Source organism: Mucilaginibacter sp. P4_A11 (genome assembly GCF_056402535.1).
On the sequence record NZ_JBFUHE010000011.1, the window covers coordinates 181,900 to 198,468 of the forward strand.

The 16,569-nt window shown below is 44.1% G+C and carries 12 protein-coding genes; 4 read left to right on the forward strand and 8 right to left on the reverse strand.

The features are described 5' to 3' along the window. Window positions 1–44 precede the first annotated feature (44 nt). The 3 genes from AC1DUD_RS20960 (at window position 45) to AC1DUD_RS20970 (ending at window position 4,794) form a co-directional block, all read left to right on the forward strand. Window positions 45–980: a LysR substrate-binding domain-containing protein gene (locus AC1DUD_RS20960; RefSeq protein ID WP_477377950.1), complete on the forward strand. Its 936-nt coding sequence runs from the start codon at window positions 45–47 to the stop codon at window positions 978–980. Between the two features lie 226 nt (window positions 981–1,206). Next, on the forward strand, window positions 1,207–3,624 hold the full coding sequence (locus AC1DUD_RS20965; protein WP_477377952.1) for a TonB-dependent siderophore receptor: 2,418 nt from the start codon (window positions 1,207–1,209) through the stop codon (window positions 3,622–3,624). A 3-nt stretch (window positions 3,625–3,627) separates the two neighbouring features. Then, window positions 3,628–4,794: a PepSY-associated TM helix domain-containing protein gene (locus tag AC1DUD_RS20970; RefSeq protein WP_477377954.1), complete on the forward strand. Its 1,167-nt coding sequence runs from the start codon at window positions 3,628–3,630 to the stop codon at window positions 4,792–4,794. Between the two features lie 113 nt (window positions 4,795–4,907). On the opposite strand, the gene AC1DUD_RS20975 is transcribed toward AC1DUD_RS20970, so the two are convergent. The 7 genes from AC1DUD_RS20975 to AC1DUD_RS21005 form a co-directional block, all read right to left on the reverse strand. Then, window positions 4,908–5,930 (reverse strand): 2Fe-2S iron-sulfur cluster-binding protein, encoded by a 1,023-nt coding sequence (locus AC1DUD_RS20975; RefSeq protein WP_477377957.1) that lies wholly within the window; start codon window positions 5,928–5,930, stop codon window positions 4,908–4,910. 3 nt (window positions 5,931–5,933) lie between these two features. Then, window positions 5,934–7,394, reverse strand: a complete 1,461-nt coding sequence (locus AC1DUD_RS20980; RefSeq protein ID WP_477377959.1) for an amino acid permease — start codon at window positions 7,392–7,394, stop codon at window positions 5,934–5,936. 347 nt (window positions 7,395–7,741) lie between these two features. Further along, window positions 7,742–8,353 (reverse strand): superoxide dismutase, encoded by a 612-nt coding sequence (locus AC1DUD_RS20985; RefSeq protein WP_091220078.1) that lies wholly within the window; start codon window positions 8,351–8,353, stop codon window positions 7,742–7,744. A gap of 196 nt (window positions 8,354–8,549) precedes the next feature. Continuing rightward, on the reverse strand, window positions 8,550–9,023 hold the full coding sequence (locus AC1DUD_RS20990; protein ID WP_477377962.1) for a nucleoside deaminase: 474 nt from the start codon (window positions 9,021–9,023) through the stop codon (window positions 8,550–8,552). Further along, entirely contained in the window at window positions 9,024–9,359 is a 336-nt protein-coding gene (locus AC1DUD_RS20995; protein ID WP_321556869.1) for a tRNA-binding protein, read from the reverse strand. It lies immediately after the preceding gene. 169 nt (window positions 9,360–9,528) lie between these two features. Further along, window positions 9,529–9,852 (reverse strand): hypothetical protein, encoded by a 324-nt coding sequence (locus AC1DUD_RS21000; RefSeq protein WP_477377965.1) that lies wholly within the window; start codon window positions 9,850–9,852, stop codon window positions 9,529–9,531. 207 nt (window positions 9,853–10,059) lie between these two features. Then, window positions 10,060–12,675, reverse strand: a complete 2,616-nt coding sequence (locus AC1DUD_RS21005; RefSeq protein WP_477377967.1) for a ligase-associated DNA damage response DEXH box helicase — start codon at window positions 12,673–12,675, stop codon at window positions 10,060–10,062. 84 nt (window positions 12,676–12,759) lie between these two features. Between AC1DUD_RS21005 and AC1DUD_RS21010 the strand changes: the two genes are divergently transcribed. Next, the gene (locus AC1DUD_RS21010; RefSeq protein ID WP_477377969.1) at window positions 12,760–13,428 is read left to right on the forward strand and encodes a hypothetical protein; all 669 of its coding nucleotides are present in this window, start codon (window positions 12,760–12,762) and stop codon (window positions 13,426–13,428) included. Window positions 13,429–13,648: 220 nt separating this feature from the next. Here the strand turns inward: AC1DUD_RS21010 and AC1DUD_RS21015 are convergent, their stop codons facing one another. Further along, window positions 13,649–16,510, reverse strand: coding sequence for a M16 family metallopeptidase (locus AC1DUD_RS21015; protein WP_477377971.1), 2,862 nt, complete (start codon window positions 16,508–16,510; stop codon window positions 13,649–13,651). Window positions 16,511–16,569 lie beyond the last annotated feature (59 nt).

Here is a 16,569-nt window from a genome sequence, read left to right on the forward strand (position 1 = left end):
AAAATCAATAATTATTATCTTCGCATAGCATTTATCTATATTACATGACTATTACACAACTGGAGTATATTGTGGCTGTTGATACCTATCGCAGCTTTGTTTTGGCAGCCGAGAAATGTTTTGTTACCCAGCCAACATTAAGCATGCAGGTACAAAAACTGGAAGACACCCTTGGTGTAAAGATCTTTGACCGCAGCAAACAACCTGTAGTACCAACAGAAATAGGTATTGAAATAATTACCCAGGCAAGGATAATGCTATCAGAAAGTGAAAAGATCAAAGAGATCATTTCCGATAGGCAAAAAGAACTTTCGGGCGAATTACGGGTGGGCATTATCCCTACTGTTTCACCTTATATCTTGCCAAAGATCATTCATGGTTTTATTGAAAAATATCCGCAGGTAAAACTTATTGTTTGGGAACAAACTACCGAAGAGATCATTCAACAACTAAAACTGGGCATGCTTGATTGCGGTATCCTATCTACCCCGCTGCATGAAAGCAACCTGACCGAGATCCCGGTATTTTATGAAAACTTTGTGGCCTATGTATCCAAAAACAGCAGGCTCTCAAAAAAGAAAAATATTGTTCCCGATGATATAGATATGGAGGAGATCTGGATCCTGAATGAAGGCCATTGTATGCGTGAGCAGGTATTGAACATTTGCCAACGACGTAAGTCGACCAAAGGATTTCAGCATTTTGAATACAATACCGGCAGCGTTGAAACCCTTAAACGCATGGTTGATCAAAATAACGGAGCTACCATATTACCTGAACTCGCCCTGTCTGAATTGAGTGACAAACAACTGGATAAAGTACGCTACTTTAAATCGCCCGAACCAGCCCGCGAGGTAAGTATTGTGATACAACGCAACTTTTTAAAACGCCGTATGATCGAAGCCTTAAAAGCCGAGATCCTGGAGTTTGTACCTAAGCGCATGAAAAGCAAAAAGAAAAAGGAAGTGATGGATATTTAGGTATTTGCGTTTCCTCCCTGCCAGGCTTAAGAAGTTTTAAAAACTTCTTAAGCCTTCCTTTCTCCTTTGGTTAAAGATTTCTATTTAGAAAACAGTTAATCCATACCCTATAATTTACTGACTCACAGACAATACAACCACGCTATTTAGATTTATTATAAATAATTTGCATCATAACGCCTACCTGATTACTTTTGCGCAATTATTTATATTTAGTCTAAATAAAATGAATCAATACTTGTACTCCTTCCGTAAACTATTCTCCTTCTCACTTCTGGCAGTTTTTTTTCTCTTCAATATAAAACCCGCGCTGGCAGAAGTTAAACCCGGCACCATTACCGGCACCATTACCACTGCCGACGGCCAAACCGTTCCCGGTGTTACCGTAAACCTTAAAGGTACTGGCGGCACATCTGTGGCAACCGTTACCAACGAAAGCGGAAGATTTACATTCAACAAGGTAAAACCGGGCAGCTATACCATTAAGGCAACATTTGTAGGTTTAGCCCCCGAAGAAAAAGCAATTGAACTGGCCGATGGACAGCGTGCTACGGTAAACTTTATGCTGCGCGAAAACGCCAACCAGATTGGTGAAGTTTTAATTTCGGGCCGTAAACAAAAATATAAGATCGATGATCCATCACCCAGCCTGAGGTTAAACGAGCCATTGCTTGAAGTGGCACAAAACATCCAGGTAGTATCTTCAGATCAGATCAAAGACCAGCAGATCTTTAACATGCTTGAAGGCGTATCACGCAACGTGAGCGGTTTAACCATGCAGGAGCACTGGGGCAACTACGCCCGTGTTAATGGCCGTGGCGACAGGCTGGCGCCATTCCGCAACGGTATGAATATAGAAGCAACCTGGGGCCCGCTTACCGAGGATATGTCGTTTGTTGACCGTATTGAATTTGTAAAAGGTCCTGCTGCCTTCATGCTGGCTAATGGTAACCCATCAGGTTTTTATAACGTTGTTACTAAAAAACCTACCGGTACAACCAGCCAGGCATTCAATTTCACAGCAGGCAGCTTTAACAGCTACCGCGCCACGGCCGATTTTGACGGCGTACTTACCAAAGATGGCAAACTACAATACCGTCTTAACTTAATGGGACAAATGTCAAAATCATGGCGGCCTTATGATTTCACTAACAGAACGGCTATTGCCCCTGTGCTACGCTATAAATTCGACAGCAAAAACACCCTCACTGCCGAGTATACTTACCAGTACCAGCGCATGAATGCATTTGGTACGGCCTACCTGTTCTCTACCGATGGTTACGCTACACTTCCGCGCAATTTCACCAACGCGCCTTCAAACTCACCATCATCAGGTATACAGGATCAAAGTGCATTCTTGACCTATGAACATGCTTTTAACAGCAAATGGAAAGTTACCGCGCAGGGAGCATACTTTTACTACAAACAAACCGCATACAGCTATTGGATAAACAGCATCAACTCCAATGGAGATGTTGACCGTAACCTTGGTCTATGGGATGCTGTTAACAAAAACAAATTTGCCCAGGCATTTTTAAATGGCGAATTCAATACCGGTAAAGTTGTTCACCGTTTGTTAGGCGGTGTTGATATTGGCGATAAATATTATATCCCTGACTATCTTCAATCAGGTTCGCTTGATCCCGATTCAACTAAACTTTTCAATATTCATCATCCAAACAACGGCCCTGTTACTTTGCCTACGTTTGACAGGTCAACCCCGCTTAGTGTGCGCGGTGCAGGCTCTGTATCTACCGAAAAATATCAATCGTTTTATGCACAGGATGAGTTAGGTTTCTTTGATCAGAAACTACGTTTAACCATTGCTGCCAGGTATACTCATGCCACCACTACCGATCCTTATGCCGGTAATACTAACGACAGAAAATTTACGCCCCGTGTTGGCCTAAGCTATAGCATCGACCCTAACACAAGCGCTTATGCCGTATATGACCAATCATTTGTACCGCAAACAGGCAGAATATTCGGCGGAGAAAAAGTCAAGCCTATTACCGGTAATAACATGGAACTTGGTTTAAAACGCGATTGGTTTGGCGGTAAATGGAACACCACGTTATCTGCCTACCAGATCTTGAAAAACAACCAGTTGGTAACTGACCCTGATAAGCATGGGGAATCGGCAGCAAATTATGTACTGCAGTTAGGTCAAACTAAAACTAAAGGCATTGAATTTGACGCCCGTGGCGAGATCATAACCGGCCTGAGCCTGATGGTTAACTATGCTTATACCGATTCGAAGATCTCTAAAGATACCGACCCAACAAATGTTGGCAACCCCGTTCCAGGCTTTGCAAAGCATGTTACCAATGCCTGGTTAACTTACCGTTTGCAGCAGGGCAGTCTGAAAGGTTTAGGCTTTTCAACCGGTTACCAGTGGCAGCTTGACCGTTTACCATGGAGCCTTGGTACAGGCACCTCCGATCTGCCAAACTATTTCCGTTTAGATGCAGGTGCATCATACCAGATCAAAAAGATGAGTTTTGCGTTAAATGTAAACAACGTACTTAACGCATATCTTTATTCAGGTGGCCATGAGGGTGTAAGTACCGATGGCAAAACTATTTACAGCTGGCAGGCCGAAGCACCAACAAACGTACGTTTAAGCATCGGCTATAAATTTTAATGAATGACGTCATTTAAAAAAACATTACTATTCATACATCGCTGGCTCGGATTTATATCCGGGCTTGTGGTGTTTATAGTGAGTATCACAGGTTGTATCTTTTGTTTCCAGGACGAGATCCAGGATGCCATATACAGCTACCGTAAAGTTGAGGTACAAAGCAAACCATATATAGCGCCATCAGTATTAAAAGCTGAAGCCCTTAAAGGATATAAAGGAGCAACTGCCAGTTATATTTATTATTATGGCGTCGATCGCCCGGCTGGGGTACTGGTAACCGATCCTAAAAAAGGACTGTTATACATTTACATGAACCCTTACACTGGCAAAATCACCCATACAGAAAGCCCTACTACAAATTTCTTCATCATTGTTGAATATATCCACCTGTATTTATTGCTGCCAGCCAATATAGGTGGCATGGTGGTAGGTATTTCAGTAATTATTTTTGTGGTGCTGATGATCACCGGTATCGTGCTCTGGTGGCCCAAACGCAAAAGCGACCGCAAACGCAGCTTCACCATTAAGTGGAATGGCCGCTGGCGCAGGGTGAATTACGATTTGCATAATGTACTGGGTTTTTATGCAACCAGTATCGCCATTATTTTGGCCATAACCGGTCTTTCCATTGCTTTCGATTGGATGCGTGAAGGAATTTACACTACCGCCAACCTCGGTAAAGCACACCCCGAAGAAAAGGTAGTTTTAAAATCCGACTCGTTATTGCATGGAAAAATGGATACTACCCAGGTTATTAACAAAACCTTCCTGGCAGCAAAAGCAGCTTCGCCAAAAGCCGAAATGTTTCTGATTTACGATGATGCCGCAAAAGCAGGAGCAATAGGTGTAACCGCTTATGCGGAGGCCCTCCACTACTACGAAAGCGACAGTTACACCTTTGATAAATACACAGGCAAACTCCTGAACCGTACCGCTCATGGGCAAAAAAGCGCCGGCATGAAGATGAATGAAATGAATTATGATATTCATGTAGGCCAGATCCTGGGCCTTCCAGGCAAGGTCATTGCTTTTTTAGTGAGCCTCATTTGTGCCAGCCTGCCAATAACCGGCTTCATAGTTTGGCTCGGCAAACGCAAAAAGTCTAAATCGAAAAAAGTGAAAACGGTTGTACACAGGCGGACGGTAAGGCAACATTTACCTGCTAAGTAATAAGTACTCACTTACCGCCCGTCATTGCGAGGCACGAAGCAATCCCCTACTTTACAGGGCTAGCTACTCTGCTTATTGGGGATTGCTTCGTACCTCGCAACGACGTTTTTTAATCACAGTTCAACCACTACCGCATCATCCAGCGGATGCCCGGTACAAGTTAGGATCCACCCTTGCGCAAGGTCGGCATCAGTAAGTACATCGTTCTTCACCATTTCAACTTTACCGCCCGTACACTTCATCATGCAGGTTGAGCATACGCCGCCGCGGCAGCTATAAGGTAAAGGAATATTATTTTGCAAAGCCGCCTGTAATATGGATTGGTTTTCTCCTACCACAATATCATGCAGCTCTCCCCTGTATTTTATTTTAATGTTTTTGGGCGGAAAACTGGTATAGCCACTTGTTACGGCAACTGTTTCAAGCACAAAATTTTCACGGCGAATTTTGATTGTTTCAATCCCCATATAAACCAGGTCGAACCGGATCATGCGCATATAAGCAAATGGCCCGCAGAGGTAAAACTCTGCAGCTGTCAAATTAAAACGAGCATGTTGCTTCACCAGCTTTTCCACTTTATCGGTATTGAGCCGGTTTGCTTCACTGCTCAGCAAGTGAATAATAGTTAGCCTTTCGGGATGCTCAACGGCTAATTTATCCAACTCATCCTTAAATAAAATAGAAGCAGCATTTTGACTGCTATAAATGAGTATCAGCCGGCTTTTACCTTCCCTTTTAAGCACATATTTCAGTTGAGAAAACATGGGGGTAATACCGCTACCAGCCGCAAATAAAAAAATATCTTTTCCCGGCTGAGGGTCACTGATTGTAAACAGGCCAGCTGGTGCCAAAGCATTCAGCACATTGCCCTCCTTTATTTTGGTGAGCATAAATCGGGAAATCTCACCATTGGTAATCCGCTTAACGGTTATAGCCAAATAAGGTTCATCGGGCGACGAGCTTAACGAATACGAGCGCCTGATCTCGTCCTGCCGGTGATTAAATATCAGGGTAATAAATTGACCGGCTATATATGGGCTGCGATTACCTTCAACACTATTTAAATAAAATGTAGCGGTATCAGGAGTTTCCCATTTTATACGTTCAACTTTCAGTTTTAAAATATCGTCAGTCATTAATTAATAGCGCTGGTGCTTATCCTCAAGCATTCTGCGGATAACACTGTTCTTTTTACCGTAAGTATAGTAGATAACCAAACCAATTGCAAGCCAAATGATCAATCGCAACCAGGTATCGCCAGGTAAAAATGTCATCATGGCAAAACAGGTCAATATCCCCAGGATAGGCACTAACGGAACAAGCGGTGTTTTAAAAGGACGGTGAATATTGGGCTGTTGCTTGCGCAAAATAAGGACGCCTGCGCAAACCATAACGAAAGCAAGCAGGGTGCCAATGCTGGTCATTTCGCCAACCACACGGATCGGCACAAAGGCAGCAAACAGGGCGATAAAGGCGCAAAGCATGATATTCGATTTCCAGGGGGTACGAAATTTAGGGTGGATCTCTGAAAACACTTTGGGCAGCAAGCCATCCTTCGACATAGAAAAGAACACACGTGACTGACCCAGCAGATCAACCAATATAACCGAGGTATAACCAATTAATATCGCCAGCACAATAGCTTTACTCAGCCACTGATAATGCGTTTTTTCAATGGCGATGGCAACCGGTGCGCCCGAACCTATAAACTCTTTATAGTTAGCCATACCGGTCATTACGTGGGCAAATACAATGAATAATACCGTACAGATGAGCAACGAACCAATGATCCCGATAGGCATATTACGCTGCGGGTTTTTGGCCTCCTGTGCTGCAGTTGATACAGCATCAAAACCGATAAATACAAAAAACACAAGTCCTGCGCCTCTCAATACACCCGACCAACCATAGTCACCCCAAACGCCGGTATTTTGCGGGATATAGGGGTGATAATTTTGCGGGTTAATGAACGACCAGCCCACCGCTATAAATACCAACACCACCCCCACTTTTAAACAAACAATAATGGCATTAATCAATGCCGAACCTTTAGTGCCACGGATAATGATACTGGTAACCAAAATCACTATTAAAGCAGCAGGTAAATTAATAATCCCGCGCACCACATCGCCATTGGCTGCCATTGCTGTTTCAAAAGGCGAAAGTGTAAGCTGCGGAGGCAAATACAGATCAAACCAGGATAAAAATTTAGTGAGATATTGCGACCAGCTGATGGCCACGGTTGCCGCACCTACTGCATATTCAAGCGCGAGGTCCCAGCCTATAATCCAGGCAAAAAGTTCGCCCATGGTAGCATAGGAGTAAGTATAAGCGCTACCTGCAACCGGGATCATGGCCGAAAATTCAGCATAACAAAGTGCTGCAAAGGCACAACCTACGGCGGCTATTAAAAAGGAAATGGTCACCGCTGGTCCTGAATGCTGACCTGCAGCAATGCCGGTTAGTGAAAATAAACCGGCCCCTATAATGATGCCTATCCCGATTAAAATAAGGTTAACCGGTCCAAGCGAGCGTTTCAATGAATGTTCTCCTTCTTCCTTCGATTCGCGGAGCAGGGTTTCTATGGGCTTTTTGATCATGATATAAAAAAGTCCACAAAGTTAGTAGATTATTTAAGAGCTATGGTATGGGGATATAATTGGGAGGTAAAATATACGAATTGGGGACATCAATTGCGACGATCCGTGGAGACATTGATCAAGGGAAGGAATAATCCCCGCGTCCGTGTCCCCACGGACGCCAACAAAAAGCCCTTTTTCTTCATCACGTCATTGCGAGGCACGAAGCAATCCCCGATTGGCAGAGCAGTTATGCAGGTTTCTCTGTACAGTTTGGGATTGCTTCGTATCTCGCAATGACGGCGAGATTTAATAAAAAAGCGGCAGGATCATCAGACCCTGCCGCTTTAATTATATACTTAAAAATATTAAGCAGTTGCTTTTGCGTAAAGCTCAGCAACGTGGTTCCAGTTAATTACATTCCAGATAGCCGCTAAGTAATCAGGACGACGGTTTTGATATTTCAGGTAGTAAGCGTGCTCCCAAACGTCGATACCTAAAATTGGGGTACCTTTAACTTCAGCAATATCCATTAATGGATTGTCCTGGTTTGGGGTTGAAGTTACAGCTAATTTTTTATCGGCAGTAACAATTAACCATGCCCAACCTGAACCAAAACGGGTAGCACCTGCTTCAGATACTTTGGTTTTGAAATCGGCAAATGAACCGAAAGTGCTCTTGATAGCATCAGCCAAAGCACCTGTAGGCTCGCCGCCACCGTTTGGTGACAACAATGTCCAGAATAAAGTATGGTTGTAGTGACCACCGCCATTGTTACGTACAGCAGCAGGGAATTTAGAGATATTTTTGATGATATCGTCGATATTGCTATCGGCTTCCGGCTTACCTTCCAAAGCTTTGTTTAAGTTAGTAACATAAGCCTGGTGGTGTTTGCCATGGTGAATTTCCATGGTCAGTTTATCAATGTGCGGTTCCAGAGCATCAGTAGCGTAGGATAACGCCGGTAGTGTAAATGCCATAATTTTAGTTGTTAATTTTAAAGTTTACTGTTTGTTGTGACGTAACAAATATAAGCGTTGATAGAGGTATTTGTTCTAAATAATTGTCATGTTTTTGATCAGGATTTTCAGAATTTAAGAATTAGCAGGATGCTTGTTATTAGACCAATTCAAATTCTGTAAATTCTTAAATCCTGTAAATTATGATTCAGACATCCTACTTTTTCCTCTTTTCTTTAAAAAAATCCTTCACCAGCTGACTACATTCGGCTTCGCGGATACCTCCGGTGATCACTGTTTTGGGATGCGTTATTTTTTGATTAATGCGCCCGAAGCCTAACTTGTTGTCATAAGCCCCAAATACGATCTTGCTTACCTGGAACCAGTACGATGCCCCGGCGCACATAACACACGGCTCCATAGTAACGTATAGCGTACAGCCCTGTAAATATTTGCCTCCAATTAAGTTAGCAGCTGCAGTAAGCGCCTGCATTTCTGCATGGGCCGATACGTCGTTAAGCCGTTCGGTAAGATTGTGCCCTTTTCCTATAATGCGACCGTTGTAAACCACGATTGCCCCAATCGGGATCTCGTCTTCCTCCAATGCATAACGGGCTTCTTTTAATGCCTCACCCATAAAATACTCATCGGGCGATATAGCGGCCTCATCTTCAAAACTGATGTATCTCATTTAAATAAGTTTGCTACCGTTTGGCACAGGTTTTTCGACAGCGGTTAATACGATATCTCCATTCTCGTCGGCAAAGCCTGTAACCAGAAATTCCGACATAAAATTGGCGATCTGCTTTTTAGGAAAGTTAACTACCCCTACTATCTGCCTGCCAACCAATTCTTCTTTAGTGTAGTGTTTGGTGATTTGTGCGCTCGACCACCTGATGCCGAACTCACCGAAATCAACCCTTACTTTAAAGGCCGGTTTGCGGGCTTCAGGGAAATCAGCGGCCTCCAATACCGTGCCTACACGGAGTTCTACTTTTTCAAAATCATGCCAGGTGATGGTTTCCATAGGGGCAAAGGTAAAAAATATGCCTATTACTGTAGTTACAAACTACAGGCATAAAAAATCCGTAGACAGAGTCTACGGACAGCTAAGTAAAAAAGAGCCTCACTCCAACCCATCTCCGGATGAGAAGGACTAAAAAAGTCTCCCCAACCGGGGGAGATTTAGAGGAGGCTTATTTCCCATACTTAATCGCATCAGCCCTGATGGTAGCATTGGCATTATTGCCCTCTACCTGGAAAATAATGATGCCGTTGGCTCCCTGCGCTTTAGCTTTATCAGAAAGTAGTTTCTTAGCCACTGCCGAGTCTTCAGTATAAGCGATAGCCAGGTGGCCTATTACCTTGTAATCCTGCTTAACATCTCTGGCATCATAGTAAACATCAATGTTATTCGTTACAGGATAGGTATCGCCTAAATAAACCGCTGCGGGGACGGCACATGAGGTAAGGAAAAGAACAAATGCAATGATTAAGTAACGGAGTTTTAAGGTTTTCATAAGGATATTATTTATTCTTATGAGTAAAAAAAGAGGTGCAGGTTTAATGGCTAAGAGGTAACATGTTTGTTAGTTATCTCCGTCATCCCGAATTTATTTCGGGATCCCACAGGATAGGTTCCGGGGCATATTTTACCGTGGTTTTGCACAACGCAGACTTAGATGCTGAAACAAGTTCAGCATGACATTTTTTATCTTTTCAACGATTTAAAACCCCTTCTTCCTCGTGATCCCAGGTTTCCTTGTTTTCCTTTCCGCAGGTTCGGGAACTCCTTCGGCGCCGTAACTGCGGGCCATTTTGGCTATACGTTCTTCCATGGTTTCAGTAGTTAATTTTTCACGGCCGAGACTATCAACCATGATCGGGAAGGCAAAAGGCGTTGGGCGTTCTATTACTTTTAAAATGATGTTTTGTTTTTGGATCCGTTGCAAAGCGGCCCGAAGCCGAAACTCCTCCAGTTGAAAAGCCAGCGCCTCGTTATAGGCCTGCCGCACCAGTAAGTTATCGGGCTCGTACTCGCTGAAAACCTCAAACAGCAATGATGTTGATGCCTGCAAATGTTTGTTCTTAACTTGTTGTCCTGGGTAGCCGGTGAACACCAACCCTCCGATATGGGCAATATCCCTGAAACGACGGCGGGCCATTTCATTTGCATTCAGGCTATGTTGGATATCATCTATCAGGTTATCTATCGAAAAAAAGCCTGCATCTTCCAGCGCTTGTTCAATGGGGATATCCTCATCGGTAAGCAGTTCAAAACCATAATCATTCATGGCGATGGAGAAACTGGCAGGTTTTATTTTACTGATGCGATAGGCCAGCAGCGATGCCATACCCTCGTGCACTAACCGCCCTTCAAACGGATAAAACAACAGGTGATGCCCCTCCTTCGATTTAAACGACTCGATCAAAAACTCATGACTTTGGGGCAGGTGCGATAATTGTTGCTGTAAATCAAAAAGCGGCTTCAAGGCCTTAACCTCTATATCTTTTTCGATACCATGCGCTACTTCATCCAGCTTAAGCCTGAATACAGCTGCCAGTTGTGATGACAAGGGCATTCGCCCGCCATTCCAGCTTGGTATAATGCCCTTGGTTGAGTTTGATTTTTTAACGTAGGCTGTCATCTCCTTTACCCGCACAAACTCCAAACTGCGGCCCGCAAACCAAAAGGTATTACCGGGCTTTAGTTTGGATACAAACGACTCCTCGATAGTACCCAGACTGCCGCCGCTCAGCCATTTTACCCGGATGCTTAATTCGCTGGTGATGGTACCGATACTTAACCTATGTCGCATGGCCACCCGGCGACTGTTCACTTTATACAGGCCATTTTCTACCTCAACCTTCAAAAACTCGTCATACTGCGCAAGCGTTTTACCTCCACTGGTGATAAAATCGAGCAGCTGACCAAACTCGTTCCGGCTCAGATCGGCGAAAGCATAAGTGGTTTTAACTTCATCAAACAGCTCTTCGGCACGGAAACCATCTGATACAGCCAGCGTCACCATATACTGGATCAACACATCCATGGTAAGCAGCATGGGGTCGCGACTTTCGAAGATCTTGTCTTTGATCGCCTCCTTCAAAGCAGCTCCTTCTAACAATTCAAGCGAGTGCGTAGGCACAAAATAAGCCCGGGATACCGCACCGGGAGAGTGGCCGCTTCGTCCGGCACGCTGCATAAAACGGGCAACACCTTTTGGGCTGCCAACCTGCACCACGGTATCTACCGGCCGGAAATCTACCCCAAGATCCAGGCTTGAGGTACACACCACCAGCTTCAACGCCTCGGCATGTAAAGCAGCTTCCACCCAGTTGCGCAACTCATTATCCAGCGAACCATGGTGCATGGCCATGATCCCGGCATATTCGGGATAATTATCTAAAATAGCATGGTACCAGATCTCCGACTGTGACCGGGTATTGGTAAATATCAGCGTGGTTTTACTTTTGGCAACAATCTCCATCACTTCAGGCAGCAGCTTTAAGCCAATATGCCCGGCCCAGGAATAATTCTCAATGTTTTGCGGAATGATAGACCGGATATCCAGCTTCTTCTCCAGATTGGCCCGTACCATTTTTACCTGGTGCTGCGGAAAATCATTGCCTAATAAAACTTCGGCAGCTTGTTCAAGATTGCCGATGGTTGCTGAAATACCCCAGATCCGCAGTTGGCAGTTTTGAGTTTGCAGTTGGCGGTTTTTGTTTTCATTCGCATTCTCCTTTGAACCGCCATCACTTTCTGCAAACTGCAAACTGTTAACTGAAGCAAGGGCCCGAAGCCGGGACAAACCTAACTCAACCTGCACTCCTCTTTTAGTACCCAGCAACTCATGCCATTCATCAATTACTACTACCTGCAACTGGTTAAACAATTTGGGATATTCTTTTTGGGCCAGCATGAGGTGCAGGCTTTCTGGAGTTGTGAGCAGAACTTCGGGCAGCTTTCTTTTGAGGGCAGCTTTTTCTGCCGCAGAGGTATCGCCGGTACGGGTAGCTATACGCCATGGCAGGCCAATTTCGTCACAAGCTTCCTGCATGGCTTTGCGGATATCATTGGTAAGCGCCCGTAATGGCGTTATCCAAAGCATCAGCAGGCCATTATTTTGTTTGGTTTTATAAGTGTCGGGATGTGCGTTAATAAATCCGGCCAAAAAAGGCAGGAACAAAGCAAAAGTTTTACCACTGCCGGTAGGGGCATTCAACAAGCCCGAATAGCCGCCAAGATATGCGTCCATCATTTCGGCCTGGAAAGGGAACTGTTCCCAGTCTTTTTCCCTGTACCATTGCTGTATAACCTGTTGGCCTTTGCTTGTCATTATTCCTTTAACAAAATTTTTGCTGTTTGGTTATAGCTTGCATAACCGAGCCAACAAAATAACTATTAAATTGGTTATACTTATATGATCAGAAATAGCTTAATCATCGTTTCCATAGCCATCTGTCTTTTGGCCTGTGGAAATAACTCCAAAAAAGAAACAACTCTGGCCGATACCAACAAAGTACCCAAAGATACTACAGGGCAGCATATCGCAGACAAAAACGACACCACTACTCACCATACTATGGCGTCGGATACCGGCACGACCAATACTTCGCAATCCGATTGGATTATCACTCCCGGCAAAAGCATAGGGCACATTGTTTTAAACGATGATGTTCAACATGTAATCAAGGGATTGGGCAAACCCGATAGTTCGGACGCAGCTATGGGCAGTTCGTTAATGGTTTGGTTTGCCGATCACAATCCTGCGGGTAATCGAACTGCGGTGTTTTCACACCATAACATGGGCGGAAAGGATGAATCGGTGAGCTATGTGCAAAAGATCCTGGTAACATCACCGCAATTTAAAACTAATGATGATATAGGCGTGGGTTCAACCAAACAAGAAATCCGAAAGATTTATACCTTAAAACCGACAAGCAGCTATACCAATAAGACCGGCAAAGTACAGGTTTACACTGATTTGGCAAAGGGGATCTCTTTTGAGATAGATGGCAGCAGCAAGTGCATTGGTGTGGTGGTGCATAAAGTTAATGATACGGCATCGGCTTATTTGAATATGCATTGAGGTAAATACCGTTTGTCATGAGTGTTTAAATTCGGCTAACTCCGAAGGTGAAATGACAAAAGAGGGCTGGTCAGTCTGAGCCTGTCGAAGACTCGTGCGTAAAGGCCTACCCACCATGCTTCGACAAGCTCAGCATGACAGCCGTTTTCAAACGTGTCATGGGTAAAACAAAGAAAGCCTTCCCGAATCGGAAAGGCCTTCTTTATTTATCATTAACACCTTACTTCTTCTCAGGCATCAAGATCAGTTTAACCAGATTTTTACCGCTCAGGTATTTATTGGCGGCATCTTTAGTGCTTTGAGTAGTTATTTGTTCAAGGCTGTTTACATGCTTCAGGATCTGATCCGGATTTTCACCGTTTTGCGATGTGGAAGCAAGGTATCCTGCCCAAAAAACATTTTGCTTAAGCTGCTGCTGGGTTGAACGGGCTTCTTCGGCAACAAATTTCTGAATATCCGCCGGTAAGGCACCAGTCTGTTTTATTTTACCAATTTCTTCCATAGTGGCGTTAACCAGCTTATCCACATTTTCGGGCGCACAACCAAAGGAAATAGTAAAAGTATAACGCCCGCCTGGGATTTTGTGATAACTTGCCCTTACTCCCGGAGCATAAACACCGCTTTCCTGCTCGCGTAAACGCTCGATTAACTTTATGTTCAGCACTTCTTCCAGTGCATCAACTTGTATGTTATTAATGTCGTTGTAATCGTAATCGCCGCTAAAAACCAATTGAACAGTGCTTTTATCCCCAACACCTTTATTTACCGTTTTGCTGATCACACCGGCAGGTGGCTGGATAAACATATTTTTATAGGTTTCCTTACTGTTGGTTGATGGCAGGCCGCCAAGATAATGCTCAAGATATGGCTTCACTGTTTCTACATCGAAATTACCTACCAGGGTAAAGGTAAAAGCACTGGCATCAGCAAAACGTTTTTTGTAAAAATCGTAGGCCTTATCAAACGTTGCAGCGTTTAGTCTTGGAATAGTTGTAACCATACCGCGGAAATTATAGTTACTTAACACAGCCGACACCGTATCCTGGTAAACACTCCCCGGATCAAGGCCGCGGTTTGCAAGCACGGCCCTGGTCTGCTCCATATTGGCATCCCAGATATCCTTGTCTTTACGGGGTTGGGTAAAGTACAGGTAAATCAATTGCAGTGCAGTTTCAAAATCGGCAGGCGAGGTGTTTCCAGAAATGCCCTGTGCAAACTCGCTGATATAGGGCGAAATGCTCAGGTTTTTGCCGGCCAGCTTTTTATCAAGCATCCCCTGGTTAAACTGAGCTATACCGCTACCGCTAATGATAGATGAAGCCAGGTTTGCCGATGTAAAATCATCATCACTTGCCAGCGATGTACCGCCAAAGGCGTACCCGTTTATCAGGATCTGATCGTTACGATAATCTGTTGGTTTTAATATTACTTTTAAGCCGTTACCCAGCGTAAGTACAGTTGTGCCGATGGCTTCATCTGTATCCTGTTTGGCTACTTTAGAACCTTCAGGAACTTTGGCCAATAGAGGGTCACTCGATACATTGTCAATATAGGCGGTAACATTTTGACCGCCTGTGGCAATCCAGTTAAGCAATGTTTTTTCATCGGGCAGGTTGGCTTTTTCTTTATCCGGTGCCTGTACTACCACTACGCGGTTTTGATCGCTGATAAATTTACCAGCCATCGCATTCATATCGGTCAGGCTAACTTTATAGATATTGCCTATATAAAAATTGTATTCAAAATCGATGCCCGGAATAGCCTCGCCGGTTAAAAAGTTGGCCTGGTATTCACGTACAAAATTTGCCGATGGGGTTTTATTCCTTTCGCGGTAAGCGTTACCGATGCCTACCAACGCGTCCTGCTTGGCACGTTCCAGTTCGGTAAGGGTAAAGCCAAATTTGCGGGCACGTTCTGATTCGGCCACTACAGCTTTAACCGCCTTTTCAAGTTCGCCGGGTTTAGCAACAACCAATGAAGTATAAGCATCCTGATCGCCTATAAAATTCCCGTAGCTGGTACGACCATATAAAAACGGCGGATTAGGTTTTTGTAATAACTCATTCAAACGCGAGTTAAGCATCTGGTTAAATAACTGCACCCTTACCTGTTGCATGTAATCACCGGTAGTTTTGGTAACCGTACCGGAATGTTTTACAATGATCTGCGCTATAGTGTAAGGATACTCCGGATCGGTTACAATTTTAACCGCGGTACCCGGTGTAGCCGGTACAGAATATTTTGTCCTTGGCTTTTCAGCAACCGGGTTTTTAAGCTGCGAAAAATTTTGTTTGATAAGCGCCTCAACACGTTTCGGGTCGAAATCGCCAACGGCAATCACAGCCTGCAAATCTGGGCGATACCAATCCTGGTAAAAAGCTTTGATAGTTTCGGGCTTAAAGTTTTTCAGGATATCCTCTTTACCAATAGGCAAACGAAGCGCATATCTCGAGTTATTAAGCAGTACAGGTAATGTTTGCTGTTGCATACGTTCCTGTGCGTTTTTACCGCGCAGGCGCTCCTCTTCCAAAACAACACCACGCTCTTTATCAATTTCGGCAGGATCAAAGCTTACATAGCCGGCCCAGTTAGCCAGTATGTTAAATCCTTTTTCAAATACGCTTGCTGTATCGGTTGGCAAAGGCAGCTGAAATACGGTTTCATTAAATGAGGTGTAAGCGTTCAAATCGGCGCCAAATTTCACCCCTGCTTTTTGCAGATAATCTACCATCTGATTTTTTGGAAAATCGCGGGTACCGTTAAATGCCATGTGCTCGGTAAAGTGAGCTAAACCCTGCTGATCTTCGTTTTCCAAAACCGACCCGGCTTTGTTAACCAAATAAAGCTCAGCCCTGCTTTTAGGCTCGGCATTAGCACGGATATAATAAGTTAAACCGTTTGGTAGCTTGCCTATGATCACACTTTGATCAACCGGTAAAACATCACTTTTAGGAGCGATTGCCGGAGCTCCGGGCTTATTTTTAGGTGAAGGAACGGGTTTCTTTTTAACTTGTGCATAAGCACTACCCCCCGAAAGGGTTAAAGCCAATAAGGCCAATGGAACGTATTTGTTCAGGTTCATTATAAAGTTTGAATAATCAGGGCACTAAGATGCAAAACGAAAATCTTAGTTACAAAGTA

Coding starts and splice junctions, on each gene's coding strand:
- AC1DUD_RS20975 (WP_477377957.1), bottom strand. CDS start 5,930: ATGACTGACGATATTTTAAAACTGAAAGTTGAACGTATAAAATGGGAA.
- AC1DUD_RS20990 (WP_477377962.1), bottom strand. CDS start 9,023: ATGAGATACATCAGTTTTGAAGATGAGGCCGCTATATCGCCCGATGAG.
- AC1DUD_RS20980 (WP_477377959.1), bottom strand. CDS start 7,394: ATGATCAAAAAGCCCATAGAAACCCTGCTCCGCGAATCGAAGGAAGAA.
- AC1DUD_RS21005 (WP_477377967.1), bottom strand. CDS start 12,675: ATGACAAGCAAAGGCCAACAGGTTATACAGCAATGGTACAGGGAAAAA.
- AC1DUD_RS21010 (WP_477377969.1), top strand. CDS start 12,760: ATGATCAGAAATAGCTTAATCATCGTTTCCATAGCCATCTGTCTTTTG.
- AC1DUD_RS21015 (WP_477377971.1), bottom strand. CDS start 16,510: ATGAACCTGAACAAATACGTTCCATTGGCCTTATTGGCTTTAACCCTT.
- AC1DUD_RS21000 (WP_477377965.1), bottom strand. CDS start 9,852: ATGAAAACCTTAAAACTCCGTTACTTAATCATTGCATTTGTTCTTTTC.
- AC1DUD_RS20985 (WP_091220078.1), bottom strand. CDS start 8,353: ATGGCATTTACACTACCGGCGTTATCCTACGCTACTGATGCTCTGGAA.
- AC1DUD_RS20995 (WP_321556869.1), bottom strand. CDS start 9,359: ATGGAAACCATCACCTGGCATGATTTTGAAAAAGTAGAACTCCGTGTA.
- AC1DUD_RS20970 (WP_477377954.1), top strand. CDS start 3,628: ATGACGTCATTTAAAAAAACATTACTATTCATACATCGCTGGCTCGGA.
- AC1DUD_RS20960 (WP_477377950.1), top strand. CDS start 45: ATGACTATTACACAACTGGAGTATATTGTGGCTGTTGATACCTATCGC.
- AC1DUD_RS20965 (WP_477377952.1), top strand. CDS start 1,207: ATGAATCAATACTTGTACTCCTTCCGTAAACTATTCTCCTTCTCACTT.